The organism is Mesorhizobium sp. M0174 (assembly GCF_040322275.1).
Lineage (GTDB): Bacteria > Pseudomonadota > Alphaproteobacteria > Rhizobiales > Rhizobiaceae > Mesorhizobium.
The window spans coordinates 304,483-330,930 of the sequence record NZ_JAMYTB010000004.1 but is presented as its reverse complement, the minus strand read 5'-3'; the positions used below and the strand labels follow the sequence as shown (position 1 = coordinate 330,930).

30 protein-coding genes are annotated in these 26,448 nt (G+C 62.1%); 10 read left to right on the top strand and 20 right to left on the bottom strand.

The window, feature by feature from the left end; translation table 11 throughout:
- Positions 1-38 precede the first annotated feature (38 nt).
- Both NKJ13_RS11120 and NKJ13_RS11115 read left to right on the top strand, forming a co-directional pair.
- Positions 39-2,123, top strand: a complete 2,085-nt coding sequence (locus NKJ13_RS11120) for a hydantoinase/oxoprolinase family protein (RefSeq protein ID WP_352777723.1) — start codon at positions 39-41, stop codon at positions 2,121-2,123.
- A gap of 1 nt (position 2,124) precedes the next feature.
- Positions 2,125-3,867 carry a hydantoinase B/oxoprolinase family protein gene (locus NKJ13_RS11115; protein WP_352736905.1) on the top strand — a complete coding sequence of 581 codons (1,743 nt, stop codon included), beginning with the start codon at positions 2,125-2,127 and terminating at the stop codon, positions 3,865-3,867.
- A 37-nt stretch (positions 3,868-3,904) separates the two neighbouring features.
- On the opposite strand, the gene NKJ13_RS11110 is transcribed toward NKJ13_RS11115, so the two are convergent.
- The 4 genes from NKJ13_RS11110 to NKJ13_RS11095 all read right to left on the bottom strand — a co-directional run bounded on the left by NKJ13_RS11110 (position 3,905) and on the right by NKJ13_RS11095 (position 7,196).
- Positions 3,905-4,561, bottom strand: coding sequence for a methionine ABC transporter permease (locus tag NKJ13_RS11110; RefSeq protein ID WP_352476918.1), 657 nt, complete (start codon positions 4,559-4,561; stop codon positions 3,905-3,907).
- The gene (locus NKJ13_RS11105; protein WP_352736903.1) at positions 4,542-5,639 is read right to left on the bottom strand and encodes a methionine ABC transporter ATP-binding protein; all 1,098 of its coding nucleotides are present in this window, start codon (positions 5,637-5,639) and stop codon (positions 4,542-4,544) included. The genes NKJ13_RS11110 and NKJ13_RS11105 overlap by 20 nt, the downstream gene beginning before the upstream one ends.
- 100 nt (positions 5,640-5,739) lie before the next feature.
- Positions 5,740-6,588 carry a MetQ/NlpA family lipoprotein gene (locus tag NKJ13_RS11100; protein WP_352736901.1) on the bottom strand — a complete coding sequence of 283 codons (849 nt, stop codon included), beginning with the start codon at positions 6,586-6,588 and terminating at the stop codon, positions 5,740-5,742.
- 308 nt (positions 6,589-6,896) lie between these two features.
- Positions 6,897-7,196: a DUF1236 domain-containing protein gene (locus NKJ13_RS11095; RefSeq protein WP_254815751.1), complete on the bottom strand. Its 300-nt coding sequence runs from the start codon at positions 7,194-7,196 to the stop codon at positions 6,897-6,899.
- A 202-nt stretch (positions 7,197-7,398) separates the two neighbouring features.
- Between NKJ13_RS11095 and NKJ13_RS11090 the strand changes: the two genes are divergently transcribed.
- The gene (locus NKJ13_RS11090) at positions 7,399-8,187 is read left to right on the top strand and encodes a DUF1236 domain-containing protein (RefSeq protein WP_352686247.1); all 789 of its coding nucleotides are present in this window, start codon (positions 7,399-7,401) and stop codon (positions 8,185-8,187) included.
- 117 nt (positions 8,188-8,304) lie between these two features.
- Here NKJ13_RS11090 and NKJ13_RS11085 read toward each other — a convergent pair whose 3' ends face one another.
- Together NKJ13_RS11085 and NKJ13_RS11080 are read right to left on the bottom strand one after the other, a co-directional pair.
- The gene (locus NKJ13_RS11085; protein WP_254815753.1) at positions 8,305-8,547 is read right to left on the bottom strand and encodes a polymerase; all 243 of its coding nucleotides are present in this window, start codon (positions 8,545-8,547) and stop codon (positions 8,305-8,307) included.
- A gap of 233 nt (positions 8,548-8,780) precedes the next feature.
- Positions 8,781-9,335: a DUF4142 domain-containing protein gene (locus tag NKJ13_RS11080; RefSeq protein ID WP_352507057.1), complete on the bottom strand. Its 555-nt coding sequence runs from the start codon at positions 9,333-9,335 to the stop codon at positions 8,781-8,783.
- A 231-nt stretch (positions 9,336-9,566) separates the two neighbouring features.
- On the opposite strand from NKJ13_RS11080, the gene NKJ13_RS11075 reads away from it, so the two are divergent.
- Positions 9,567-9,803, top strand: coding sequence for a hypothetical protein (locus tag NKJ13_RS11075; RefSeq protein WP_352686251.1), 237 nt, complete (start codon positions 9,567-9,569; stop codon positions 9,801-9,803).
- Positions 9,804-9,877: 74 nt separating this feature from the next.
- Here NKJ13_RS11075 and NKJ13_RS11070 read toward each other — a convergent pair whose 3' ends face one another.
- A complete protein-coding gene (locus NKJ13_RS11070) occupies positions 9,878-10,189 on the bottom strand; it encodes a hypothetical protein (RefSeq protein WP_352507056.1) in 312 nt (103 codons plus the stop codon).
- Between the two features lie 309 nt (positions 10,190-10,498).
- Here NKJ13_RS11070 and NKJ13_RS11065 point away from each other — a divergent pair, with 309 nt between their 5' ends.
- Positions 10,499-10,663 (top strand): DUF3309 family protein, encoded by a 165-nt coding sequence (locus tag NKJ13_RS11065; protein ID WP_023677107.1) that lies wholly within the window; start codon positions 10,499-10,501, stop codon positions 10,661-10,663.
- A gap of 291 nt (positions 10,664-10,954) precedes the next feature.
- Here the strand turns inward: NKJ13_RS11065 and NKJ13_RS11060 are convergent, their stop codons facing one another.
- The gene (locus NKJ13_RS11060; RefSeq protein WP_254815757.1) at positions 10,955-11,152 is read right to left on the bottom strand and encodes a hypothetical protein; all 198 of its coding nucleotides are present in this window, start codon (positions 11,150-11,152) and stop codon (positions 10,955-10,957) included.
- Between the two features lie 498 nt (positions 11,153-11,650).
- Here NKJ13_RS11060 and NKJ13_RS11055 point away from each other — a divergent pair, with 498 nt between their 5' ends.
- Together NKJ13_RS11055 and NKJ13_RS11050 are read left to right on the top strand one after the other, a co-directional pair.
- Positions 11,651-12,400, top strand: coding sequence for a Crp/Fnr family transcriptional regulator (locus tag NKJ13_RS11055; protein WP_502896173.1), 750 nt, complete (start codon positions 11,651-11,653; stop codon positions 12,398-12,400).
- 166 nt (positions 12,401-12,566) lie between these two features.
- Positions 12,567-13,094, top strand: a complete 528-nt coding sequence (locus tag NKJ13_RS11050) for a YciE/YciF ferroxidase family protein (protein ID WP_254815759.1) — start codon at positions 12,567-12,569, stop codon at positions 13,092-13,094.
- A 135-nt stretch (positions 13,095-13,229) separates the two neighbouring features.
- Here NKJ13_RS11050 and NKJ13_RS11045 read toward each other — a convergent pair whose 3' ends face one another.
- The gene (locus tag NKJ13_RS11045) at positions 13,230-14,228 is read right to left on the bottom strand and encodes an ATP-dependent DNA ligase (RefSeq protein ID WP_352507054.1); all 999 of its coding nucleotides are present in this window, start codon (positions 14,226-14,228) and stop codon (positions 13,230-13,232) included.
- Between the two features lie 30 nt (positions 14,229-14,258).
- Positions 14,259-14,426 carry a hypothetical protein gene (locus NKJ13_RS11040; protein ID WP_352507053.1) on the bottom strand — a complete coding sequence of 56 codons (168 nt, stop codon included), beginning with the start codon at positions 14,424-14,426 and terminating at the stop codon, positions 14,259-14,261.
- A 225-nt stretch (positions 14,427-14,651) separates the two neighbouring features.
- Between NKJ13_RS11040 and NKJ13_RS11035 the strand changes: the two genes are divergently transcribed.
- Positions 14,652-15,356 (top strand): MgtC/SapB family protein, encoded by a 705-nt coding sequence (locus tag NKJ13_RS11035; RefSeq protein ID WP_352476927.1) that lies wholly within the window; start codon positions 14,652-14,654, stop codon positions 15,354-15,356.
- 103 nt (positions 15,357-15,459) lie between these two features.
- A complete protein-coding gene (locus tag NKJ13_RS11030) occupies positions 15,460-16,722 on the top strand; it encodes a DUF763 domain-containing protein (protein WP_352507052.1) in 1,263 nt (420 codons plus the stop codon).
- A gap of 10 nt (positions 16,723-16,732) precedes the next feature.
- On the opposite strand, the gene NKJ13_RS11025 is transcribed toward NKJ13_RS11030, so the two are convergent.
- From NKJ13_RS11025 to NKJ13_RS10995, 7 genes are all read right to left on the bottom strand, one after another.
- Positions 16,733-17,176: a PPC domain-containing DNA-binding protein gene (locus tag NKJ13_RS11025; protein ID WP_352507051.1), complete on the bottom strand. Its 444-nt coding sequence runs from the start codon at positions 17,174-17,176 to the stop codon at positions 16,733-16,735.
- A 24-nt stretch (positions 17,177-17,200) separates the two neighbouring features.
- Complete coding sequence (locus NKJ13_RS11020; RefSeq protein WP_254815765.1) at positions 17,201-17,353, bottom strand: peptide ABC transporter permease; 153 nt, start codon at positions 17,351-17,353, stop codon at positions 17,201-17,203.
- 107 nt (positions 17,354-17,460) lie between these two features.
- Entirely contained in the window at positions 17,461-19,176 is a 1,716-nt protein-coding gene (locus NKJ13_RS11015; RefSeq protein ID WP_352686262.1) for an HAD family hydrolase, read from the bottom strand.
- A 4-nt stretch (positions 19,177-19,180) separates the two neighbouring features.
- Complete coding sequence (locus tag NKJ13_RS11010) at positions 19,181-20,152, bottom strand: SDR family oxidoreductase (protein ID WP_254815767.1); 972 nt, start codon at positions 20,150-20,152, stop codon at positions 19,181-19,183.
- 190 nt (positions 20,153-20,342) lie between these two features.
- On the bottom strand, positions 20,343-20,645 hold the full coding sequence (locus NKJ13_RS11005; RefSeq protein WP_352507049.1) for a hypothetical protein: 303 nt from the start codon (positions 20,643-20,645) through the stop codon (positions 20,343-20,345).
- A gap of 471 nt (positions 20,646-21,116) precedes the next feature.
- Positions 21,117-22,517 carry a phospholipase D family protein gene (locus NKJ13_RS11000; RefSeq protein WP_352507048.1) on the bottom strand — a complete coding sequence of 467 codons (1,401 nt, stop codon included), beginning with the start codon at positions 22,515-22,517 and terminating at the stop codon, positions 21,117-21,119.
- Between the two features lie 63 nt (positions 22,518-22,580).
- Positions 22,581-23,396 (bottom strand): endonuclease/exonuclease/phosphatase family protein, encoded by an 816-nt coding sequence (locus NKJ13_RS10995; protein WP_302893445.1) that lies wholly within the window; start codon positions 23,394-23,396, stop codon positions 22,581-22,583.
- Between the two features lie 177 nt (positions 23,397-23,573).
- On the opposite strand from NKJ13_RS10995, the gene NKJ13_RS10990 reads away from it, so the two are divergent.
- Positions 23,574-23,984: a DUF427 domain-containing protein gene (locus NKJ13_RS10990; protein WP_352507047.1), complete on the top strand. Its 411-nt coding sequence runs from the start codon at positions 23,574-23,576 to the stop codon at positions 23,982-23,984.
- Between the two features lie 30 nt (positions 23,985-24,014).
- Here the strand turns inward: NKJ13_RS10990 and NKJ13_RS10985 are convergent, their stop codons facing one another.
- From NKJ13_RS10985 to NKJ13_RS10975, 3 genes are all read right to left on the bottom strand, one after another.
- Entirely contained in the window at positions 24,015-24,422 is a 408-nt protein-coding gene (locus NKJ13_RS10985; RefSeq protein WP_352507046.1) for an HD domain-containing protein, read from the bottom strand.
- A 130-nt stretch (positions 24,423-24,552) separates the two neighbouring features.
- Positions 24,553-24,924 carry an avidin/streptavidin family protein gene (locus tag NKJ13_RS10980; RefSeq protein ID WP_254815773.1) on the bottom strand — a complete coding sequence of 124 codons (372 nt, stop codon included), beginning with the start codon at positions 24,922-24,924 and terminating at the stop codon, positions 24,553-24,555.
- Between the two features lie 75 nt (positions 24,925-24,999).
- Positions 25,000-26,400, bottom strand: a complete 1,401-nt coding sequence (locus tag NKJ13_RS10975; RefSeq protein WP_352736899.1) for a PAS domain-containing HWE histidine kinase family protein — start codon at positions 26,398-26,400, stop codon at positions 25,000-25,002.
- Between the last annotated feature and the right edge of the window lie 48 nt (positions 26,401-26,448).

The window sequence follows — 26,448 nt, the reverse complement described above, 5'->3', positions numbered from 1 at the left end:
AAGGCATGTAGGCAGTTCGGGCATTTCGGGTTTCGACAATGGGACAGAATTTTTCGGCGCAAGCGCTGGATTCGACTGGCAGCGTCGTCGCCGGCATCGATGTCGGCGGAACTTTTACCGACCTCCTTCTGATCGACGGCCGTGACGGTGGCCGGGTGCACATCGCCAAGACCCCGACGACAGTCGACAACCAGGCGTTCGGCGTCGTTTCGGCACTTGGCGCCACCGGATTTCCGGTCGACGGCATCGACCTCATCGTGCACGGCACGACGACGACCACCAACGCGGTCCTGGAGCGCCGGCTGGCCAAAACCGGCATGATCACCACACGCGGCTTTCGCGACGTCATCGAGCTTGGCCGGCGGACACGGCCGCAGGCCTATGGCATGACGGGCACCTTCGTCCCGATCATTCCGCGTAATCTGCGGCTCGAACTGTCGGAGCGGGTCGAGGCCTCGGGCGCGGTGCGCATCCCGCTCGACGAGGCCGAGATGCGGACAGCGGTTTCACAACTGATCGCAGCCGGCTGCGAATCCCTGGTCATCCATTTCCTGCATTCCTACGCCAACCCGGCGCATGAGCGGCGCGCCGCCGAGATAGCGGCCGAGCTTTGGCCGAACGGCTACATCACGACAGGCCACGCCCTGCTTTCGGAAGCGCGCGAATTCGAGCGCGGCGTGACCGCTTCGGTCAACGCTTCGGTGCAACCGATCCTCGAACGCTATGTCGAGCGGCTGCGCAAGGAGCTGGCGTCAAAAGGCTACGCCCGCGACTTCCTGATTATGAACGGCAATGGCGGCATGATCTCGGCCCGCTTTGTCACACGTGAGTCGGCCAAGACCGTCATGTCCGGCCCCGCTTCCGGCGTCATTGCTGCCGCCTATACCGGCAAACGCGCCGGCTTCGAAAACCTGGTCACCTACGACATGGGCGGCACCTCGACCGACGTGGCGCTGATCCGCAACGCCGAGCCGGCGGTGTCGAACGAGATCGAAATCGAATATGCGATGCCGATCCACGTGCCGATGGTGGCGGTGCATACGGTCGGCGCCGGCGGCGGCTCGATCGCCCGCCTCGATGCGGCAGGCCTGATCCAGATTGGCCCGGAAAGCGCCGGCGCCAATCCCGGGCCAATCTGCTACGGACGCGGCGGCTTGGAGCCGACCATCACCGACGCCAATCTGGTGCTCGGCAGGCTAGCGCCGAAGAAGCTGCTCGCGGTGGAAAACCCGGTCACCGTCGAACGGGTCACCGGCATATTCGAGGACAGGATCGGCCGCGCCACAGGCTTGTCCGGCGTCGAGGCGGCGGGTGCGGTGCTGCGGCTCGGCAACGTGAAGATGGCCGGCGCCATCCGCATGGTCTCGGTGTCGCGCGGCCACGACCCGCGCGATTTCGCGCTGTTCGCCTTCGGCGGCGCCGGTCCGCTGCATGCGACGGCATTGGCGCGCGAACTAGGCTTGCCGAAAGTGCTGGTGCCGGCGCGGCCAGGCATCACCAATGCTCTCGGCTGCGTCGTCGCTGATCTGCGCCATGATTTCGTCAACACGGTCAACCAGCCGGTGGCCAGTCTCGATGAAAACCAACTCCGCGAGACATTGGAACGGCACCGAAACGAAGGCGAGGAGCTGATCGGCAAGGAAGCGGTGAAGCCGGAAGCAATCCGCGTCACGCATTCCGCCGACATGCAGTTCGTCGGCCAGACGCATATCATCAACGTGCCGCTGCCGTCGTCTGCGGTGACACGCCAGGTACTGCAGCAACTGTTCGAGAGTGCCTATTTCGCCCGCTTCAAGGTCGAGCTGCCGGAAATCCGCGCCAATCTGGTCAACCTCAACACGTCGGTTACCGGCGTGCGGCCGACGATCGATCTGTCCCGGCTGATCGACCCGGCCGGGCGCGCCAAAACGCTCGAAGAGGCGCGGCGCGAAATCCGGCCGGTCTGGTATGCCGGGCGCTGGTACGATACGCCGGTCTACAGCAGGGAAAAGCTGCCGCTCGACGCAGTCATCATGGGGCCGGCGATCCTCGAACAGATGGACGCTACTACCGTGCTCGAGCCCGGCGACCGGGCGCGCTCGGATGCCGACGGCAACATCATCATCGATATCGGTGAGGCCTGAGATGGCGCAGCTCGACACTATTACGCTTTCGGTCCTCCAGGCGGCCCTGCAGCAGGTCTGCGACGAAATGGACCTGACGTTTTCGCGCGCCGCGTTCTCGCCTGTTATCGCCGAGGCCAATGACCGTTCGGATGGCATCTATTCGGCGCTCGATGGTTCGCTGATCGCGCAAGGCAGCCAGGGTCTGCCGGTGTTCGTCGGCGTCATGCAGTATTCGACCAAAACGGTGATCGAGATGATCGCCGACGGACGCTGCCTGCCGCCCGAGCCAGGCGATATCTACATCGTCAACGATCCTTATCTCGGCGGCACCCATCTGATGGATGTGCGCTTCGCCATGCCGGTCTACCGGGACGGGAAGATCTTCTGCTGGCTGTCGAACACCGGCCATTGGCCCGACATTGGCGGTTCGGTGCCGGGCGGCTTCTCCGCTTCGGCAACGGCGGTCGAGCAGGAAGGCTTGCGGTTGCCGCCGGTGAAACTGTTCAAGAAGGGCGTGCTCGACCCGGAGATCTACGCCATCATCTGCTCCAACATCCGTGTTGCCGACCAGCGCATTGGCGATATCCGCGCGCAGGCGGCGGCACTGCTGATCGGCCAGGACAGGCTCAACGGAATCTTGGATCGTTACGGAGATGAAACGGTTGTCGAAGCGATCGCCGAATTGCGGCGCCGCGCCGCTGAACAGATGCGCGTCAACATATCGGCCATTCCCGACGGGATCTATCGTTCGCAGGCCTTCGTCGATTCAGACGGCGTGGTAAACGAGCCGCTGATCATCGCGCTGGCAGTCGAGAAAAAAGGCGACACGCTCAGCTTCGACTTCTCGGGCTCATCAAAACCCTGCGCCGGGCCGATGAACAGCGTTCTGGCGACGACCTTGTCCTCGGTCTATCTCGCCATGCGCCATATTTTCCCGGATGTGCCGATCAGCGCCGGCGCTTTCGAACCGCTAATCGTCAAGCGGCCGGAAGGCACCTTCCTCGACGCCAAATATCCGCGCCCTGTATCGGGCTGCGCAGCCGAGGTTTCGCAGCGCATCGCCGAGGCGGTGTTCGCGGCGATGGTGCAGGCTCTGCCGGACAGGGTGACGGCGGCTCCGGCCGGCTCCAGCGGCAATTTCGCACTCGGCGGCAACGACCCGGCGCGCGGCCGCGACTACGTCATGTACCAGATTTCCGGCGGCGGCTATGGCGGCAACGCCGATCACGACGGACTGACCAATGGCTGCTCGACCATAGGCATCTCCAAGTCGCCGCCGGTCGAAATCATGGAGCAGGCCTTTCCGGTGCTCTACCGCCACTATGCGCTGCGCGAAGGCTCCGGTGGCGCCGGCAAGCATCGCGGCGGTTTTGGGCTTGCCTATGAGGTGGAAATCCTGCGCGGCGATGCACGTGCCTCTTTCGTCATGGACCACGGCCGCTTCGGCCCGCAAGGCGCGCTCGGCGGCAAGGGCGGCGCGGTCAACACGGTGACCGTGTTCCACGACGGCAAGGAACATGTGCCGCCGCACCTGTCCAAGGAGCAGGACATCGCGTTGAAAGCCGGCGACCGCGTGCGCGTCGGCACGCCGGGCGGCGGCGGCTATGGTGATCCCTTGCAGCGGGACGCCGATCTGGTGGCGAGGGATGTCGCGCTGGGCTATTACACGCCCGCAGAAGCCGCCGAAAAGTTCGGGGTCGCTCTCTCGGCGGATGGATTGGGGATCGACCGGGCGGCCACGGAAAAGAGGCGCGCCGGATGACGGCGCGGCCTCGGATTCCCTCATTTGCGGCCAACAATCAGTTGCGGTGATCCAGCCTCGCGACCAGCCGGTCGCCGGCCCACTGGATGCCGCAGACCAGGACGATCAGGACGATGACCACGGCGATCATGACTGACGTTTCGAAGCGCTGGTAGCCGTAGCGGATGGCGAGGTCGCCGAGACCGCCGGCGCCGATGGCGCCGGCCATCGCCGAGGCGCCGATCAGCGTCACCAGCGTCACCGTGAAGCCGGCGACGATGCCGGGCAGCGCTTCCGGCACCAGCACCTCGCGAATGATCGTCCAGCGGTTGCCGCCCATGGCGCGCGCCGCTTCGATCAGCCCGTGGTCGACCTCACGCAGCGACACTTCGGCGATCCGGGCATAGTAGGGCGTCGCCGCGATCGACAGCGGAACGATCGCTGCCCAGGTGCCGATCGAGGTGCCGACGATCAGCCGCGTCACCGGGATCAGCGCAACCAGCAGGATGATGAAAGGCACAGAGCGGAAGCCGTTGATGACAGCGCCAAGCGCGCGGTTCACCCACAGGTTTTCGGCGATGCCGCCGCGGTCGGTGGCGACCAGCGCCAGGCCAAGCGGCAGCCCGAAAACCAGCGAGATGAGGCCGGAGGCGGCCGTCATCAGGATCGTTTCCCAGATCGAACGGACGAGAAGCTCAAACAGAACCGGCGACATGGCCAAGCACCTCCACCCGCGCTTGGCGGGCTTTCAAGAACGCGATCACCTCTGCCAGGTGAGCTTCATTGCTGCCGGCGACCGCAACGAACAGTGTCCCGACAGGCTGCTGCTGGACGTGATCGATGCCGCCATGCACGAGGCGGAACGAGCCGGGAACTGCCGAGGCAAGATCGGACAAAAGCGGGCTTCGCGCGGCCTCACCGGCCACGTCGATCCTGAGGATCGCCTCCACACCGGCGTTCTGCGTTAGCCGGCTTGCGATCTCCGCCGGCAATTGCGGCCGGATGCCGCCGAGCAGGCTCTGCGTGATCGCCGACTTGGGGTCCGCAAAAATCGACCAGACCGGGCCTTGCTCGACGATCCGCCCAGCGTCGATCACCGCGACACGATCGGCGATCGAACGGATCACCTCCATCTCGTGCGTGATCAGCAGGATGGTCAGGCCGAGCTGCCGGTTGATGTCTCTGAGCAAGGCAAGGATGGAGCGCGTCGTCTCCGGGTCCAACGCCGAGGTCGCTTCGTCCGACAGCAGCAGCACCGGGCGCGCCGCAAGCGCCCGGGCAATGCCGACGCGCTGCTTCTGCCCGCCCGACAGAGACGCCGGATAGGCTTTCGCCTTCTCCGACAGGCCGACAAGCTCGAGCAGCTCGGCGGCGCGCGCCAGGCGTTCGGCCCTGGGCCGGCCTTCGATCTTGAGCGGCAGCGCTACATTGTCTTCGACCGTCTTGGCGGACAGCAGGTTGAAATGCTGGAAGATCATGCCGATGCGCCGGCGCAGCGGCTGCAATTCGCGCTCGCCGAGCCGGCTGATGTCGCGGCCTTCGATGAAGACCTGTCCTGAATCCGGCCGCTCCAGGCCGTTCAGGCAGCGTATCAGCGTCGACTTACCGGCGCCGCTACGGCCAATGATGCCGAGGATCTCGCCCTGGCGCGCGCTGAGCGACACGCCGTCCAGCGCCGCTGTCGCGCCGAAACGGCGCTTCAGCTCGATGAGGCGCACGACGTCGTTCGGTCCCGCGGAGCGGCCGCCGACGGGATGCGTGACTTCGGTGACCGAGGCGAAATGCTGGTTCATAAAAGTTCCTGTATTGGTGTCCCGCAAACGCGATCGCGGTCCGCGTTGAAGCGCGGACCGCTTTATCATGCCGGGCTTCAGCGCCCAGTCGAGCTCGGCATCAATAGGCGCTGATGCCGGTTCCCTTGTAGACCCGGTCGAATTCGGCCTTCACCTTTTCGTTCTGATAGGAGGCGACCAATGTCTTTACCCAGGGCTGGTTTTCATTGCCGGCCTTGACCGCGATGAAATTGCGATAGGGATTGTCGGCCACCGCCTCCTGGGCGATGCGGTTCTCCGGTGTGAGGCCGCTTTTAAGCGCCCAATCCGTGTTGACTACGGCCCCGTCGAGGTCTTCCACCGAGCGCCCGACGATGCCTGCGTCCAGCTCCTTGATGACCAAGTGCTTCGGGTTTTCGGCGATGTCGGCGGTCGTCGCCAGAATGCCGGTGCCCTCCCTGAGCTTGATCAGATGTTCGCTCTGCAGGACGCGCAGTGCGCGGCCCTCATTGGACGGGTCGTTCGGCACGCCAATGACCGCGCCTTCGGGCAGGTCGGCAATATTCGCGTACTTCTTGGAATAAAGGCCGATCGGCCAGACCCCGGTATAGCCGACCGGGACGATGTGATAGCCCTGCGTCTTGATCTGGTTGTCGAGATAGGGCTTGTGCTGGAAGGCGTTGGCGTCGATTTCGCCACGCTCGAGCGCTTCATTCGGCTGGGTATAGTCGTTGAACACCACGGTCTCGATCGTCAGGCCCCTCTCCGCCGCCTGGGCGGTGACGACGCGCCAGACGTCCTCGTCCTCGCCGCTCATGATGCCGACCTTGACCGCCGTCTTGTCCTCGGCGAACGACGGCGCAGCAAGGCTGACAATCGCAACCGCTGATGCAAGAAGTACAGCGAAGCCGGCGCGCCGGCTTATAGTTGCCGAGAAGAATTGAAGCAAAGTGTTGGTGTTCCCAGGCATGGTCAATCTCATCGGTTTTGCAATCGTTGCGGCCAGGCGGAATGCGAAGCCTTGCGGGCATCATCGGAAATGCTGATCGCCAGATCAAAGAACAGTATTTCACACCAGATGAGGAGCCGGGAATATTCTCTCAAAGTTTCTGGCCTGGCGAGCACAGGACCCTGCCGCCTGGCGTGGTGACTCGCTATGTGGCCCGCCGTGCGTCGGAACGGCGGGCCTTTCTGCGTCGGAATGCCCAACAAGGGCAGCAGTCTGGGATGTCGACAATGCTGGACGCGCCGCATGTCCCTTCAAAGCGACGCGCTTGTTCACTCGATGACCTTCACGATCCTGCGCGTGCCAGGATCGACCAGGACGGTCCGATTGTCGACGACGACGTAGCGGTATTTGACGCTGGGAACTTCATGAAGCTCGACGGTATCGGGCAGTGTCGAGCCGACATTGAGCTCCACGCCGGGAAGCTGGACGGACGCCAGAGGCTGCTTTTTCACATACTCGCGTACGATCGTCTCCTGCTGCGGTTCGATGACCACGTCCTGGGCCGCAGCGGCGCCAACACCCGCAAGCAGCAAGAACCCAGCCGCAGCCGCGGAAAGATGCATTCTCATGATCGTCTCCTTTCGTCGTGAGCCACCTCTGCGCTGCGCCGCGTCATGCCGTTCGCAGCGGGGTCGCTAGGTCGGTAACGTCACCGGGCAAAGCTTGTTCCGCCGCTCGGATCGCTTGCCGTTTCGCTCGGTTAATTTGGAACAAAGTTTTTTAGCCGCAGTTTTACGCGGTGAAGGGACGCATTTTCCAAGGAGATCTCTCATGAAAGGCGTTCTGATTACCAGCATGCTAGCAATCAGCGTCAGCTGCGGAGCGGCACTTGCCCAGACGCAGCAGTCGACCGACGACCAGTCCGGCGCCAATTGCGCAGCCGGCACTGCCAACTGTCCAAATGGCGCAAAGATGGGCGAGCAGGCCCAGGGCAAGGCCGGCGCTACGACTGAACAACAGGCGCAGGGCAACAAAAAGCTGAAGACCGACGAGCAAGCCCAGGGCAAGGCTGGCGCTACGACTGACCAGCAGGCTCAGGGCAAGCCGAAAATGAAGACCGACGAGCAAGCTCAGGGCAACGCTGGCGCCACGACTGACCAGCAGGCCACGGGCAACACCAAAATGAAAACCGACGAGCAGGCCCAGGGCAAAACCGGAACCACCACTACCGAGCAGGCCCAAGGCAACACGAAAATGAAGACCGAGGAGCAGGCTCAGAGCAAGACTGGGACCACGACCAGCGAGCAGACTCAGGGCAACGCCTCTACGCAGACGCAGGACCAGAGTTCGACCGCTTCCATCAGCAATGTGACCGTTGAACAGAAGACAGAAATTACCCAGGTCATCAAGGAAACGAATGTCCAACCGGTTTCCAATGTCGATTTCGACATCTCTGTCGGCGTCGAGGTTCCGCGAAAGAAGGTCCGGCTGCATCGTCTGCCGGCGCGCATCGTCAAGATCGTTCCGGCTTACGAATCCTATGAATATTTCGTGCTGGCCGATGGCCGGATCGTCATCGTCGATCCGAATACCTACAAGATCGTGCTTATCCTGACCTAGTTGTAGCCGGACGGTTTGCAAGACCGTTTGATTGCACCGGTAAGCCCGCGGCGCGACTTGCGCGGCGGGCCTTACCGCATCCCGCTCCACAGCGTTGCAGCGTCTGCAAATCGCAGATCACGGTCCGTCCTCGGGGCGAGGAGCCAGCATGGTCTGATCGATGGTGTCGGGCAGGCATGGACTTGGAGCGCACCTTGTTCGGAATGACGCGGTGGCCATGGCATCAATATTCGGGACCAGCACCATTCTCGCGTAGTGCCGCGGCCACAGCGGTTCTCCAAACAAGATGAAGATGCCGCCAACCATCAGCGCCAGCAACAAGAGCGCCGTTGCGTTTGCAAATATCTCGCCGTAGCGCATGGTAACCTGTCCCGGCCGGAAATCGATTCAGCCTGTGACAGCGGCAATCGGAACGGCGCCGAAACCCAGCTCTACTGCCCTCGGCGCCTCGCGAATGCCGCCTCCCATTGGATCCTCCCGGGAATAGGCCAAGTGAATAACGGCACTCTCGGTACTTTGTTCCCGGGGCCGACGACAGCCGCTCCCTTCAAGCCCGGCGTCTCCGTTGGCGAAACCGCTGGCGGTCGTCGCCCTCATTGATGCGCGGCAGCGAGATCCTTCACGTGACGTTCGTGCATTTGCAGCACCGGCAGCGTCTTTTTGGCAAATTCCTTCATCGCCGGATCGTCGCCGGAATTTGCGTAAGCGGAAAACAGCGCCACCGCTTCCTTATGCGCCTGGGTCTGCATGTCGATGTATTTCGATTGGAAGCTGTCCCCGCTGGCCTCCTTGAGTTGGTCGAGCAGCGCCTGGTGCTTGGTGTCCAGCGGCGGGCCGGCTGGCGCGGTGGCCGAAGTCGTCTGACCCTTGCTGAGCGCCGCCTTGAACTCCTCGTCGGCCTTGGTGTGGTCCGTGACCATTTGCGCCGCGAAGGCTTTTACGTCGTCGGCCTTCGCCTGCGTCTGCGCAAGTCGGCTCGATTCGATTTCGAATGTATTGGCGATGGGCACCGTCTTGACGAACGTCGCAGTGTCAACCTTGCTCATGGTGTCGGTCGTTAGAGGCGTCAGCGTCGCCGATTGGGCAAAAGCAACCAAAGGCGCGCCGGCCATCATCGCTGCCGCAGTGATGGATAGAAGTGTTTTCATGGGAGCTCTCCGAGGCTGATGTCATCCCTCGATGGCTCAACGCGGAAGCTGCAGCGAGGTTGCCTGGTCGTGGCGCCAGAGCCGCCGCGACGCCAGACAATAGTTTGGAAACGCAAAACAAAGGACGCCGGCTGCGTCCCGCAAATTGCAACGCACGCGGCGAGATCGTACGCAATCGTACAAGCTCTTTCGCTTTGCCGCGGTCTTGCTATCGTTGGCCGGGAGAGATGGGTGGAGGCTTCCGTGGGGCAGATCAAGTCGCCGCTTGGTATGGATACCGACAAAGCCATTCATACCGTCATGGCCGACTACCATTCCGGCGATATTCTCTCGACCACCGTCGTCATAGCCGATTTGCGCAGACGCTTTCCCTGGTTCCGGCAAACCGACGAGGAGCTGGTTGGCTTCATCGTTCGCGCGTTGGACGGTCGGGAGATCGCGGTCAGTTTTGACCACCGCGGCCGTTAGGCGCTAATTTGCGGCAAAAACCAACAGGCCGCGGAGCCTATGCTCCGCGGCCTGGTGCTGTGATCACCGGGCGCTTACTTGCCGCAGTGGTTGTCGTTCAGCGTCGGGGCCATCGTGCCAGGAGCCTTGCCGGTCGCATCGGGCAGAGCCCCCTGCGGGCCTGGCGGGCAATTCCGGTCGGCATTCGAATTCGTCGTTGAGAAATCGCGAATGCTGTTGGTGATGGTCGAATCCGTGCCGCTGTCAGGGCCGCCATTATCCGGGACCACGATCGTCCGCCCGCTGCCGTCGGTAGCGTCTCCGGAGGGATCGCCGACGTTCTGGGCCATCGCTGACGTGGCCAGACCGATCGTAAGCGCGGAAGCTGCGAGAATTTTCGTGAACATGATGCTTCTCCTTTTTACGAGGGTCGTCGCGTTGCGACTAAGAAAACAACCGTTCGGGCGGGCGAAGGTTCCGACAAATTCCCCATGAATTTCAGCATGTTCTCAGGTGTTCAAGGCGGCCGCCATGCCATTCTCTGCAGGCATGCATCTGTGGACTTTTCTGACGGCACGGCCCGGCATTTTGCTTGCCGCATGAGTGTACGCCTTACCGTCCCGCCGGAACAGGAATGCTCCTTGCGAGTTCATACCTTTGTACAATGCGACGCGCTGATGCGAATGGCGGCAGCGCAAACAAGGAGAGCAGACATCATGGGCCTTGGAACCATTCTCATCATCATCTTGGTCCTTGCCTTGCTTGGCGGCTTCAGCGGCTTGGGCGGCGGACCGTTCTATGGCACCGGCTATTACGGTGGTGGCGGCCTCGGCCTGGTGCTGCTTATCGTCATTATCCTGGTCCTGCTTGGGCGCATTTGAGGCATGTCGCGCAAAAGCATGCCCCCGGGCTTGACCCGAGGGTGTGCAGCGGTTTTGTGATAACGACATGCATAAAACAGGAACCTAAAGTGCATCGCATGAGGCCGGTCAAGCGCGACACGCGTTAGTGTCACGCTCGCGACAAAAACGCCTGCCGCCTGGTAATAAGCGCCGGGCGTTTTGTCGTGAAAAGACAAGATTCCAAGTATCCTTGGCAAACCGGGGCCCTGGCCAGAAAGGGCGACTCGGTGCCGAACCTTTCGGCGCCGAGGACGCCACCATAGCAGCAGCTTAGTGTTGGCGATCGGCGGCCAGCGCTTCTTTCAGATCGGCGCTGAGCACACCCTCGTTGAACAGCGACATGATACGGGCTGCCAACCGCTCGCGGACAGGACTGTCGTCCGCAACACCCAACTCGCGGCAGCAGTCGTCGAGCGCTTTTCTCAGCACGCTCAGTTCGGCTGGAGTTGCTGCACCTTGCATCGACATGCCATCCTCCCTTGAAAAGGGCGAAAGCGCGAAGCGTCTTTCTAGCGTCCACTCGCCATGCCTGTGTGGACGACTCCAATTCAATTAGCGCCGCTCTCGTCCAAACTCAATGTACAGAAATTACCAAGCAGACAGTTTGGGAACGACTGTCTCGCACCTGCATTGTTGCTGCGATCCAACCCACCCTCATTTGGATCACTGGGCGTAGCCCACGACGCCCGAATGGAGCCCGTTGCATCCCTCGCGACGGGCTCTTTTGCGCCCGGCGATCTCAATTGTCGTTTTCGTACCAAACCGTCTTTGGTACGTTTCCGACTCTAACTTTCAGTCGGATGTTTTCGTAGGCAAGCGGCAGGAGAACTGCCGTGCATCGATTCATTTTTTTATTTAGTAGGCTCCATACCTTTCAGTGCTTATATAAGCGCTATCGTTCGCAGGTTATACCGGGCGCGGACGGCTGGGAGATAAAAAAGCTCTTGCCCTGTTTTGGGCCCAGCTATGTCTGATCCAGCAACTTCCAATAAGAATCCATATTCCAATAGAAATCCATACAAAAACAAGCTGTTGCGCCGAATGAGCGCCGGCGATTTCGCATCTCTCGAGCCGCACATCGAGCGCTGTTCGCTGGAGTTACGGCAATCGCTCGAAGTGTCCGGATCGCCGATCGAGGCCATCTATTTCCTCGAGGAGGGTATCGGTTCCGTGGTTGCGAAAATGCCGAACGGCAGCGATGCGGAAGTTGGCCTTGTCGGCTTGGAAGGTATGACCGGCTCGGCCCTGATAATGGGCGACGACCGTACGGTCCATGATTGCTATGTGCAGCTGGCGGGAGAAGCCGCCAAGATCGACGCCGAGCCGTTCAAAGCGGCGCTGACACAAAGCCCGACGCTGCGGCTGTTCTTGCTGCGCTACGTGCAATATCTGCATGTACAGACTGGCTTTACCGCGCTGGTCAACGCGCGATCGAAACTTGAAGACCGGCTGGCGCGCTGGCTGCTCATGTGTGACGATCGGGTGGACGGCGGCCGGCTGACGATCACTCACGAATTCCTGTCGATCATGCTTGGCGTAAGGCGCCCGGGTGTCACGGTCGCGCTGCAGCTGCTTGAGGGGCGAGGGCTCATCCGGTCCCGCCGCGGCGAAATTATCATCCGCGACCGCGATGGTCTCGTCGCACTGGCAGATGGCGGCTACGGCTTGGCCGAGGCCGAATACACCCGCCTGTTCGAGCATATCGGCGAGCGCTGACGGCGCTTTCCTGGCCGATTGCTGCCGCAGGTCGAGCCCTTGCGACACCACACGCGGGTCGGAAAAATTTTCAAAGCTCCCGTCGCTTCAGGGAACTTGTTTCCGGTCGGAGGGTTATCGGACGCCTCCACTTTGCGAGGCGGCACCAACCATTCGGGAGAGGATCATGGCGACCACGAAAAAGGCCGCGAAGGCGGCAAGCAAGGGCCTTGAGGATCTGTTCCTCGACGGGCTCAAAGACCTCTACTACGCCGAGAAGAAGATACTGAAAGCGCTGCCCAAAATGGCCAAGGGCGCGGAGTCGGAAGAAGTGACCGCCGCTTTCGAGAAACACCGCATGGAAACCGAAGGACATGTCGACCGCCTCGAGGAGGTGTTCGAGAAATTCGGCAAGCCGGCCCGCGGCAAAACCTGTCCGGCGATTGACGGCATCATCGAAGAGGGCTCGGAAATGCTCGAGGAGTATAATGGTGCTCCCGCGCTCGACGCCGGGCTTGTCGGTGCGGCGCAAGCTGTCGAACATTACGAGATCGCTCGCTACGGCACTTTGATCGCGTGGGCGGAAGAACTTGGCAAGAGCGACGTTGTCGAGCTGCTCAGGGCAACTCTCAAGGAAGAGGTCGCGACCGACGAAGCGCTTTCCAAGCTCGGCGAAAGCGGTGTCAACGAACGCGCAATGCAAGAAGCCGCTTGATTTCAAAACCGCAACCGAGCCTCGGAAATGTTGCCAAGGCTCGGTTGGCCGCGGCGAACCGGTGAATTTTGCATTGGTCCGTCATGAACGATAGAGCGGGCAGCTAGAGCCTTGAAGCGGTGCCTCGGAGCGGACTTACTCGATCTGCTCGAACGTGCATTGCCGGGGCTCCTTGTCCGGCCGCCAGCGCAACAGCTTTGTCCCGTGCCGGAACCGGTCCCCTGTCACATGGTCGAACCGAACCTCGACCACCAGTTCAGGCTTTATCGGTTCCCATTGTCCGCTCCGCTCCGTGCTCCAGCGGCTTGGTCCGCCCGGCGCCTTGCCGGTGAAACCCGGTTTGGCCCGCAGTTTTTCCAGCCGTCTGGTCAATGCTGCCCTGTCGTCCTTGCCGATGGTCGAGGTGAACCCGACATGGTCCAGCCTGCCTTCGTTATTGTAGAGGCCAAGCAGCAGGGATCCGACTTCGTTGCTGCCGGCGAGATAGCGAAAGCCGCCGACCACGCAATCCGCAGTGCGCAGTCGCTTGACCTTGACCATGGCGCGCTCGCCGGGCCGGTATGGCCCGGCTATCAGTTTTGTAACAACACCGTCGGTGGAGCCGTGGCCGGCGCCCTGCAGCCAGCGCTCGGCGGTGGCGGCGTCGTGCGTATATTTGGACAGGTGCAGTTCGGGCCGTGCCGCCGTCGCGACAAAGGCCTCAATCGCCTGCCTCCTGGTGGTGAGAGGCTCTTCGATGATGATCCTGCCGCCGGGTTCGGCCAGCATATCGAACAGGACCAGCCTGGCGGGCGTCTCAAGGCTCAACTTGCGGATCCTGCTTTCGGCGGGATGAAGGCGCATTTGCAGGGCCTCGAACGAGGACGATCCGTCGACCTCGATGACGATCTCGCCGTCGGCAACAAACCGTCGCGAGCGCACATCGCGCAGCACCCCGACGAGCTCGGGAAAATAGCGGCCGAGCGGCTTGCCCGATTTTGCACGCAGATCGACGGCATCGTCGCCCTTGAACACGAGGCAGCGAAACCCGTCCCATTTCGGCTCGTATTGCCAAAGCCCGTCGTCGCCAGGAATTGCATCGGCGGCTTTGGCTTCCATCGGACGAAGGTCGAGCGGCAACGGAAATGCGGTCATGGCTGGCCCGCGCCGCCGCTACGGCATTCGCTACCGCCGTCGGCCATTCCTCTGTGCCCCGCTTTGCTGCCTCGGCGCCTTGCGGCCGGCTTGGTCGGCTGAAGGCGACAGCGGATCGACCTCGCCAGACCCACCGATCTCCTTGGTGATGCGATAGGCCAGATAAGCGACGGCTCCAGCAAGCAGCAAGCGGACCATGACTGCAAATCCTTCGTTGGCGTGAACCCACCAACCCGCAGGCCGAAGGTTTTGTTCCGCCGCTGCCCATCGCCGGGTGAATCGTCGGCGGCGCAACCAAAATCCAGGCGCATCGTTTGTTGCTTATCGACAAAAAGAATTTGCGATGAAGACGCTCTTGCCCTTGTTCGCTTTGACCATGGCGCTATTCCTGGCCAGCAGCGCCTGGCCCGACGGGTGACCGCGATGCTCCTCGTTGTTCCGGTTTGGCAGGACATCGCGGCACGACTGCTTCTGACCGCACTCGCCGGCCTGTTGATAGGCCTCAACCGGGAGGCGCGCGGGCACGCGGCGGGGCTACGCACCACCGTGCTGGTAGGGTTGGCGGCTGCCATCGCAATGGTCCAGGCCAGCATTCTGCTGGGAACCGTTGGCAAGCACCCGGATTCGTTTGCATCGATGGACGTCTTGCGCTTTCCGCTGGGCGTGCTGACCGGGGTCGGCTTTATCGGCGGTGGCGCCATTCTTCGCCGTGGCAGTCTTGTCAGCGGCGTCACCACGGCGGCCACATTGTGGGTGATGACGGCGATCGGATTGGCTTTCGGTGGTGGCCAATACGGCTTGGGCGCGGCCGGCACGGCACTGACGCTGGCCACCTTGCTCGTCCTGAAATGGGTGGATCTTCGAATTTCGCGCGAACACCACGCCCAGTTGGCAGTGACCTGGAAGGCCGCAGCCCGACAGGAACTCGATACGATGATCGGGCCGCTTGGTTACCGGGCACGCCTCGTCGCGATAGAGAGGCGCCCGGATATCAAAGACCCTGTTTTCTCGTTCGAGATCAGTTGGAGGCGGCCGGACACTGGCGCACCGCCAATAGATCTGCTGGAATCGGTGGGCGAGCATTGCGAGATCCAGAAGTTTGATCTCCTCAGCGAACCTGCCCGGTAGCTGGCGGCTTGCAACGATCGCGGCCTGAATCAGGCCATAGCTTCTCCACACCCCTTTCGATACCTATCTGTCGAGGCAGGACTCAAGGAGCAAGCAAAAGACCGTGGCACAGCGATCGGGAAGTGCTGATCTCCCACTTCACGGCGGGCGCGTACCGAAATGGCTTGGCGACCGCATGACGCGGCTTGGCGCGGTCATGTGCGAGGCGATCATCCACCATTACGGCCGCGATGAATTGCTGCGCCGGCTGGCGCATCCGTTCTGGTTCCAGTCTTTTGGCGCCGTGATGGGGATGGACTGGCATTCCTCCGGCATCACCACCAGCGTCGTCGGAGCGTTGAAGCGCGGTCTGTCGCCGCTTTCCGGCGAACTCGGCATCCACGTTTGCGGCGGCCGCGGCGCGCATTCGCGCAAGACCCCGCATGAGCTCGCCCTGATCGGCGAGCGTGTCGGTCTCGACGGGCAAGGCCTCGCGACTGCCAGCCGGCTTGTCGCCAAGGTGGACAGCGCCGCGGTCCAGGACGGTTTCGATCTCTATCTGCACGGCTTTATCGTCACCGACGACGGCAAGTGGGTGGTGGTGCAGCAAGGCATGAACGGCGACAGCAAGGTGGCGCGCCGCTATCACTGGCTGTCCGAGGGCCTGAAGAGCTTTGTCGACCAGCCGCATGCTGCCATCGAGGGCGCCAATCAGGGCGAGATCGTCAACCTGACCGACCGCCGCGCCGAAGCGTCGCGCCAGGGACAACTGGACCTTCTGCACGACCTTGGACCGGATCGCATCGTGAGGGAACTTGCCGCTTTGGAGCGGGGTTCGGCGCCAGCGCCGGACCCGGCACAAAAGCTGCTGCCGCATCTGGTCATGCCGGCGCACCACGATGTGCGCGAAAGTGATGTCGTCATGCGCCGCCTGCACGGCAATATCGCCGCGGCGGCTGAGCGCGGTCCGACGGATTTCGCCGAGCTTCTCCTCGTGCCCAATGTCGGCGCGCGCACGGTGCGGGCGCTGGCGTTGGTCGCCGAAGTCGTGCATGGCGCGCCGTGCCGTTTTTCCGATCCAGGACGCTTCTCGCTGGCGCATGGCGGCAAGGACAGGCACCCGTTCCCTGTGCCGCTGAAAGTCTATGACGAGACGATCGGCGTGCTGAAGTCGGCTGTCCACAAGGCCAGGCTCGGCCGTGACGAAGAGATCGGCGCCTTGCGGCGGCTGGACGACCAGTCGCGGCAGGTCGAGCGCTATGTCACCGGCCCAAGCCTGAAGGAAATCGTCGCCGGGGAGTTCGAGCAATCGCATCTGCTCGGCGGCCGCAGCGCCTTCGGTTGGGAGGGTGTACCCGAAACGGCCGCAGTCAAATCAACGAAGTGATCGGCTCGGATCAAGGCTCCAGGTCGATCAGGGCGACGCCGAGTTCGGGATGATGCCTGCGGCGCAGATGGCCAGGCGTCTCCACCAATGTGACCTCGAGCGTCGGCCGCACGATTCCGTCCAGCAGATGACCACCCCTCGTGGTGCCGTCACTCAATCCAAGGACTGCGTGGACGTGCAGGCTGGGCCTGCCGTCGTCGCCGATGGCAACATCGCCGATCGCGCTCAGCACTTCACACTGTTCTCGAACGGGGATCTTCCGGTAGGTTCTTTCTCCAGGGTCGAACCAGCCGACGGTTGCCCTTTCGAAAGCGCCGAGCGCAGTCAGCGACGCGCCGCCGACGCCACGCTCGACCGCAAACGACGTCAGCTGCGCAAACGCCTCTTCGCCGGGATCAAGCACAACCACAAACGTTCTCTGCCCGGCGCTTTCGGCAACAAGTTGTGATTTCATGATTTCGCTCCAGCCGTCAGGAATTCAAACCCACCACACCAGCAATGCCAGAAAGACGAGACCCACCAGGCCGGCGATGAAAATGATCCGGCGCGCCCGCGTCCGCAGGATGATCTCGCCCTGCCGCGCCTGCTCCGCCGAAAAGACAGGACCATTCTTGTCCGGGTCGCTGCTCATCCATCGTCTCTTTCCGGGGCAATTATTCGGCATTGATTGGATCTGGCGCCCGATAGAACACAATTTCGTTTGGCGGATGAGGTTCCACGGCTGGGCGCCGTTTGCATCTATTCCTTTGGCGCGGTGGCGGGCGCGGTATAGCGGCGGCGCACTGCGTCCAGGATGTGGTTGCGGCTCTCCTGCGCCGAAAGTGTGCCGTCTTTCTCCGCCTCCGCGGTCTCGCGCGCCAGTTCCTTGTCCCTGATCTGGTGGCGAAACCATTCGGAATAGTCGCCGGCGCGCAGATGATGTTCCCAGGTCCTGTCGTCGATGCCCTCGGCGATCTGGGCGAAAATCATCAGATTATGGGCGCGGAGATTCATTGCATTGTCGGGACCGCGGAAATAGAAGCTGCCCTTCTCGTCGAGCTGGCCCTCGGCATATTTGCGGCTGTGGCGCTTGAGCGACTGCCGCGGCTCGATTGGCTCGACCATGGCGGGTTTCTTGTGCGCCTGCGGCCGCCAGAACAGCACGCGCTGGTCTTTTGGAGAGCTCAGATCCTTGTCCTTTGGCGGTTCGGTGCCGGTCTCGCGGCAGAACGTCTTGATGACCTTTTTCGCCTTGGGGCCGAGTGCGATGACGGCGGTGACCAGCCGCAATGCCTCGGTTGAGATCGCGTCCGGATGAACCGTGATCAGGATCGTGCCCGGCAATTCCATCGCCAGCACCATTGGAGTATCGTCGCGCCGCTTCGGCAGGAGGTGATGCGCCTCGTCGATGATCAGCCAGTGCGGTCGTGCCGTACGGAAACGAAGACTGCCGAGGCCCGGCAGCAGGTCGGCAAAGAAGTCCGGCCGCTCGTTGACGCGCAGCGCCAGGCCATTCACGACAAGATTGTTGTCAGGCTTCTCCAGGAGATCGAGCAATTGCGTTTTCGTCGGCGCGTTCGAGCCGTCGCCCAGCCGGACTGCGCCTTCGAGGCCATCGTAGTCGCCTTCCGGATCGAAGATGCAGAACTGGAACTTTCTCTCGACGAAGCGCTCCGTCAGTGCGGTCGCCAGGGTCGATTTGCCGATGCCGGAGCTCCCGGCGATCAGCACCGTATCGGTTGGCGACAGATACACCTCCTTGCCGTCCTCCGAGCCAAGCACAATGCCGTCGCGGCTCGGCACAAGCTCGCGATCGCGCTCCACCACCTTGGCGATCAGTTCCTCGACGCCCTTTCCGCGCGCGCCGCGTGTCACGAGATCCGCCGTTTCCTTGACTGCCGGCAGTGCGTTGTCGACGGCGACGCTGAAGCCGCAGGCGCGCAGGAAGGCGTGGTCGTTTTCGGCGTCGCCGACGCCGACGACGTTGTGCGGCGACAATCTGAGGTCCTGAAGCGCGGCTGTCAGGCCGGTCGCCTTGTTGATGCCGCTGGGCAGGATCATCACCGCGCCCTTGTTGAAGATGATTTCCAGCTCCAGCCCCAATTTCTTGATGACCTCGAGCGCGGTAGCCTGATGCGGTTCCCAGGTTGCGACGATCGAGCGTCCGACCGAAAGCGGTTTGACACCGCGTTTCCTGAGTTTGGCGATGAGCTCGGGGGCGGGCGGCGGAGATATCGTCCGCTCCTCCTCGCTGGCCGGCGTGTAGATCAACGCGCCGTTTTCGGCGACGACCTTGTCGAAGATCGCGACTTCGGGAAAGACGCGTTTGAGGTCGGGCAGCTCGCGCCCGGTGACGAGAATGAGTTTGCGGCCGCTCTTCTTGAAGCGTTCAAGCGCCGCAAGCGTCTTCTCGGCAACGATCCCCTCATGCGCCAGCGTGCCGTCATAGTCAGTGGCCAGGGCAATGAAATACATGCCGTCAGTAGCCGCCCACGATCGGCAATATCTCGCCGGTGATATAGCTCGAGCAGTGCGGCGAGGCGAGGAACACGTAGGCCGGCGCGATCTCCTCCGGCTGGGCGGGCCGTTTCATCGGCGTATCGGCGCCAAATTTCGAAACATCGCCGGCTTCCTTGTCCGAGGGGTTGAGCGGCGTCCAAACCGGCCCCGGCGCCACGGCGTTGACCCTTATGCCCTTGTCGACAAGGTTGCCCGAGAGCGCGCGGGTGAAGGCATGAATGCCGCCCTTGGTCATGGAGTAGTCGACCAGTTGCTTCGAGCCCTCGATGCCGGTCACTGAACCGGTATTGATGATTGCCGAACCGGGCTTCATGTGCGGTACCGCTTCCTGCGCCATGTGGAAATAGCCGTAGAGGTTGGTCTTCAGCGTCGTGTCGAAATGCTCCTCGGTCAGCTCGCTGAAATCGCTGGAGTGGATCTGGAAAGCGGCGTTGTTGACCAGCACGTCGATGCGCCCAAACTCCTGCACGATCTCAGCCACCGCGTTGTGGCAGTGGTCGCGTTCGCTGACATCGGCCTTGATCAGGATGCAGCGCCGGCCTTCGGCTTCGACGGCCCTTTTGGTCTCTTCGGCGTCCTTGTCCTCCGAGAGATAGACGATCGCCACATCGGCGCCTTCACGCGCATAGAGCACGGCCACCGCACGGCCGATGCCTGAATCGCCGCCGGTAATGACGGCCACTTTGCCGTCGAGCTTTTTCGATCCGATATAAAATGGCGCATCATAAAGCGGCGCCGGCTCGATCGCCCATTCATGCCCCGGCTTGGGCTGGTGCTGCTCGGGGAAGGGCGGCTCGGGATATTTGCGGGCGCCGGCCTGCATAGCGCCTTTTTGCTTGCCATTGGATTTGGACTTGTCCTTCTCGTCGATACGGCGCTGGATATGCCGCTGCTTGGCGGCCTCGCCGGCGATTTCCGATTTCATCTGCATGGTCATCTCCCTGGCTTGAAACCCAACAACGCATGTCCGGCGAAAAGGTTTATGCCATGGCGTCATTCCTTCAGTCCGGAGCGGATCGTGCGAAGTCTGAGCCACGGCAACCCGCTGCAGTACGAACCCGCTGAAAATGCCCAGGAGATTGCGGCGTCCTCAGCGGCGCATTTGTTCGGCCCGCCCTGAATCACAGATTGTTCTGCAGTGTCGCCCGACCGCTGGCTTCAGCCGTTCTATTCATGTCGCTGCCCTTGCCATTGAGTTGCCTGGCCTCGTCCTCGGCTGCGTCTTCGAGCTTGGCGACGAGCAGATCCTTGAGGTCGCCAACCTCTTCCTCGATGTCTTCGATGGGTACCCCGGCGTTGGCCGCCTCTTGCTTGCATTCCTTGGCGAGGATTTCCGCCTCCTTTTCAAGCCTGATCGGAGGCGGCGGCACATGAACGTTTTCGTGAATCCAGTCCTGCAAGAATTCTATCGCATTAGCACTCATGGTGCTCACCTGTAACGGCAAACTGTAGTGTCATTAACGTACGTGCTGCAAAATGGATGCTTGGCAACGCCGAATTTCAAACAGCGATACTTAACGATAGCGTGATCGCCAAAGAGCTAGAGCTTTGCAGTCAAGCGAAATCATTTGGCGTCGCAGAATGTCGCTAACCAGACATTTGGGGCGGGGTGTAATTTGCAGGCATCCCGCCCTAAGACGCGTTGCGCCGTCGCGCCGGTGTTGCGCGGTTCGGGTCGCCTGACGGCCGAACATCGTCACCTGCGGCAGATCGTGTCGGCCGCTCAGCGACACGGTCGGCGCGCATTTTGCGTTTATGCGCCATCCAGAACGGCAAGAGCTCAGCAAGAAAACTGTATAGCGTGGTCTTCATCGGCATGCTCCGGACCGGATTACAACTCGTGATCCCGCATTTCCGTTCCGACAAAGAGTCGCGTTCCGACAAATCCGTCGCTTCTACAATTGCGATTCGATCGGCAGGCACCCAACCAGCGCTGCAACGATGCGCCGATAGAGACTGGCCTCCGGTTCACGCGAATATTGCCGCATCTCGCCATCCGCCAAGCCGAGCCACCGCAAGGCGCCTTTGTCCAGGACCAGCTGGTAGCTCGTCTGCGGTGACTTTTCGTGCTCGAACAGCCGGCGCAACTCCATCACCAGATTGATATCGTGGAAAAGCACGCCCATTTCCGCATTCAACGACACCGAACGCGGATCGAAATTGAAGGAACCGACAAACCCCAGCGTGTCGTCGACCGTAAAGGCCTTGGTATGCAGGCTGGCTCCCTTTGAGCCGAAAACGGAGATGTTGGCCTGGCGGTCGAAGGGCTGCAATTCGAAAAGCTGGATACCTTTTTTAAGCAGCTTGCGGCGGTATTTGGCATAGGCGCCGTGCACGGCGGCGACGTCCGTCGCGGCGAGCGAGTTGGTCAGGATTGCAACCTCGGCGCCACGGTCCACCAACTTCGACAGGATGGCCAACCCGGTGCGGCTGGGGATGAAATAGGGCGAGACAATTTCGAGGCGCTGCCTGGTCGCCGCGATAGCGGGAAGCAGCTCCTTTGTCAGCCAATTCCTGCGCCTCTTGCCGCGCACCTTTTCCGGCGGATCGGAAATGACGCGAACGCCTTTCGTCCAGCAGACGTCGCTGTGCGCTACAATGAACTCCGTGATCGTGCGCCAGGCACGGAGGCTGTTCAAAAGCTGGCCGTCCGCGGTCGCATCGAGATTGTCGAGGAAATCGGCGCGCGAGCCCGCTGTAGCCGGGTTGAGCAGTTCGATAGGCTTTGCCGCCTCGCAACTCCAGAACGCCTCGAAGATCTGCATCGTCTGCCCTACGGCAGGACCGAGAAGCAACAGGTCGAGATCGCGAAAATTCGTCTCCGCAGCGTCGAAATAGGCATCGCCGATGTTCCTTCCGCCGACGATGGCCAGGCTCCCGTCGGCGATCCAGGCCTTGTTGTGCATGCGGCGGGTCATCGCAAACAGCCGGGCGACCATCTCCAGCGAGCGAAAGATGCTGCCGTTCCTCATGCCGCTGGGGTTGAACAGCCTCAGCTCGATGTTCTTGTAGCTGTTGAGCGCCAGGTAAGCGGCGTCGCTGTTGCGCGGATTGATGTCGTCCAGCAGCATGCGGACGCGGACACCGCGCTCCGCCGCCTTGACGACCTCCTGCATCAGCAGCCGGCCGCTATGGTCGTCGTGCCAGAGATAGTACATCAGGTCGAGGCTGCTGGTGGCACTGCGCGCCGCAAGGATTCGCGCGGCAAACGCGTCATAATTGTCGGCGATCAGCAGCAACCCGCTATTGCCGGCCGCGATCTTGTCCCGGGCAAACCGCGAAATGGCTGTATCCATGAAGTGCACCGACAAACATCAGCGAAGCAAACCGTCTGAAATCTGACTAACAACCCTTCAGGTTCATTCTGGTTGCAGTCGCGGCTGCCGTATCGCGTCCAGGTTCAGCCGGGCCTTGATCGGCAGATGATCGGAAGCGCGCTGCGCCAGCGGCGTCTTGTGCACCTCGATGCTGGAAATCAGGTGCGGCGGCCTGGCCAGGATGCGGTCGAGCGCAAACAGCGGAAAGCGCGACGGAAAGCTCGGCAGAACCGCATCGATCGGACCGAAATGCGGCAGCAGGGCCAGCAGCGAAGACCTGTTGCGGACGCGCCATTCGTTGAGGTCGCCAAGCAGGATTGTCGGCCGCAGAACCGGGTGCGTGGCTTCGACCAGCGCGTTGGCCTGCTGCGAGCGCGACCGCCGCAGCAGGCCAAAATGTGCGGCTATGATCCTGAGCGAGACGCCCTTCAGCTCCAGATCCGCGATGACCGCACCGCGCGGCTCAAGGCCGGGCAGCCGGATCTGGTTCACGCTTTCGACCACGCCGCGGCGCGCCAGGATCAGATTTCCGTGCCAGCCATGGCTGCGGCGGTTTTCCGGGACATGTGTGGGGACGAGGTCGCTGTCCCGCTCGAGCGCTGCGAGATCGAGCAAACCCTGCCTGCTTCCGGTCCTTTCGTCGGCCTCCTGCAAGGCAATGATATCGGCGTCGAGTTCCTTGACCACGGCTGCGACCCGCTCCGGATCGAACCTGCCGTCGGTGCCGACGCATTTATGCACATTGTAGGATGCAACCGTGGTGCACGAAATTTCATTGCCGGGCGCCGTAAACCGCGGCACTTCCCTTCGCAGCGCAGCGCCAAGCGACCTTGGAAGGGTAGGCGATCGATCCAGCATGTGATCCATTTGCTGTTGAGTCGGCGAGTGGCGGCCATTGCGATTATGGCGCGTGCGGAGGTCTGAAACAACGACGACCTTGCAAAACCGTTCCACCACCGGCCTCGGCGCGCGGTCTGGAACCCTGACGGGCAACAACACGTTTCGGGAGGGCAGCGCAGTCAACGGAGAAGTCGAATGCAGCCCTTAGCCGCAAATTCCGCCCCCCGCTCAGGCCCGCTCAGGATCGTCCCGTTCGATGGAACCGTAACCGTTCGGTTCTCCGACGCCATTATTGCGTCGAGCGCGCGGGCAAAGCTGCTCTACGAAGACGGTCATGATCCTGTCTTCTACATACCCTTCGAGGACATCTATTTCGACCTTCTGGAGAAGACGAACACAACGAGCCACAGCCCGCTGAAGGGCACGGCAAGTTATTGGCGTGTTCATGCGGTCGGCTCGTCGGCAGAAGACTTCATGTGGGCCTACGAGACGCCCGACACCCCGGCACTGGCGATCGCCCGCCACGGCGCGTTCGATCCCGGCCGGGCGCGGATTGAGGCCGATCCCGCGGAGGACAAGCGGCATACGCCGCACGTCACCGAATAGACTCACATTGGCAACGGCGCCAGCTTTCCGTCAGAACTCTTCAAGGATGCGCAGGCTGTCTTCGTATTTCTCTGTCGAGGCACCGATCTGCCGTGCCTGCCATAGATTGTCGACAAGATCGGCGCGCTTGACCGGCAACGCCAGCGGATTGGCCGCAGCCCTACGAACGAACACGGAATCGTCCTCGTTCGGCCGCCGCGTCAGTGCGTCGACGGCCGATACGATGGACGGCCCGAACCCGGCCGCCTCAAGCCGGTCGCGATTCCAACCGTCGCCTTTTTCGATGACGTCGTGAAGATAGGCGATGGCTTTCTGATCGAGCGTTTCGACGGCATCGACGACCCGGCGGCAATGTTCGATATAAGGCCGCCCTGTCTTGTCCGTCTGCCCGGCATGGGCCTGTTCGGCGATTTTCGCTGCGCGATAAAGCACGCTCATTGGGTCGATCCCGTAACGAACAGCACATGTCCTGGCGCACCAACGCGCCATTGTCAGTGCGAGTTCCTACGCGCCGCGGGACCCTGCTGCCTCGCTTGCGAGCTGAATGCCGCGGTGGCGGGCGGAATAGTCAGGAGACGCGTTCAAAACTGTCGAGGCTGGTTCCAAAGGCACGCCAGGCGGGGAGTTTCCTGGCTCGGGCCGGCGCCCCTTCCTTTTCCGCCGACAAAGCGGCATCCGCAACGGTGTGCCACAGCATCTCCAGCTTCCCGTTCCTGAGGATGCCGGTATAGCTCACCGCCGCGGCTCCGACCCGCCCTTCGGCCGCGCAGGTGAATCCGATGACATCTCCATGGCAGGCTCCGAACAGCGGCACCGTCGTGCCGAAGAAGGCGCTGTCCTCCAGCGCCGTCCTGAAGGTTCCGCTGATCCGTCCGCCCTCTTCGCTGGTCAGTTCGACGACCGACCCGTACTGGTTCCGCCAGGTGCCCAGCCAACTCATCGCTGCTCCTCCTGATTGCTGCCATAGGGATTGCGTTGGCACACGGCCTCCAAGCCGCGGCCGAGGTAGCGGCCTTCAATCAGCCGCAATGCCAGCCATCGACATCTGAACGAAGCGCAGCGGCGCTTCCAGCGTCCAGGTGATGCCGTGCCTCTCAAATTCCAGGCGGCCGGTGCCGCTGAGCGCCTGCGGGGTGACGCGTTTGAGCACGACCGTTCCGAAACCGCGTCGCGTGTTTTCATCGACCAATGGTCCGTCCAGTTCCCGCCAGACAAGGCGGAAGCCGTCGCTGCCATCGGCGGCTGGCGTCACGGTCCATTCGACCTCGACCCGCCCGTCAAGGCGCGACAGCGCTCCGTGCTTTACCGAATTGGTGGCCAGCTCGTGAAAGGCAATGCCGAGATATTGCACCGCATTCGGCTGCAGCATGATCATCGGCCCGCTCATCGATAGCCTGGCCTGTGTCGCGAAGGCCTTAGTCTGGGCATGGATTAGTTCGCCGATGGTCGCGCCACGCCATTCGGCATCGACCAGCAGATCGTGTGATTCCGAAAGTGCCATGATGCGTTCCCGGACTTGGGAAAGGAAAGCCTCTGGCGTACCCGCCAGCTTGCTGGTCTCGCGGATCATCGAGACGATCACCGAATACTGGTTTTTAACGCGATGGTTGACTTCGCGCATGAGTGTGCGGATACGCCGTTCGCTGTCCTTATGCGGGCTGATGTCGCGCGCGATCTTGGAAGCGCCGACGATACGCCCAATGCCGTCGCGTATCGGCGAGATGGTGAGCGAAACCGGAACCAGGGTGCCGTCCTTGCGCTGCCGAATAGTCTCATATGAAGGAATCCGTTCGCCGGCGCGAATGCGGCTGATGATCATGGTCTCCTCATCCAGGTGGTCGGGCGGGATGAGCATCGTCACCGGGCGACCGATCGCCTCCGCGGGCGTGTAGCCGAACAGGCGTTGTGCCGCGTCGTTCCAGCTGGTGATAATGCCGTTCAGGTCTTTCGACACGATCGCGTCCATCGAAGATTCGACGATGGCAGCGAGCCTTATGCTGGCGTCGTCAGCCAGCGCCTGGGTGCGCAGGTCGAGCAGGGTGTTAATGGCGCCGACGACCTCGCCGTTCGCATCGCGAAGCAGGACCGGATGCGCGCTGAACGGGATGAACTGGCCGTCCGGCCGCTCGGCGATCGCCCGGCCCCCAAGAACGTCCCGCTCCTCCAGCAAGGCAACGGCCATCGGACATTCGTCGTGCGCCATCGGCCGTCCGTCGAGGTGACGAAGCTTCCATGATCCGCACCAGCGGTCCTGGCCGATAACCGGACGATATCCCCAGAGATCGGCAGCGGCTTCATTGAAGAACGAGATGTAGCCTTGTCTGTCGGTGGTGTAGACAGCCACAGGCAACGCCTGCATCAGATCGGCGGAGGAAACTTGCGGGATTCCGCCAGTCTTTAGTTCAACGACGTCCACCAGTCCCCCGCTCCGCTTGGCTTGCCGACGGATTGCTACGTCATCTAA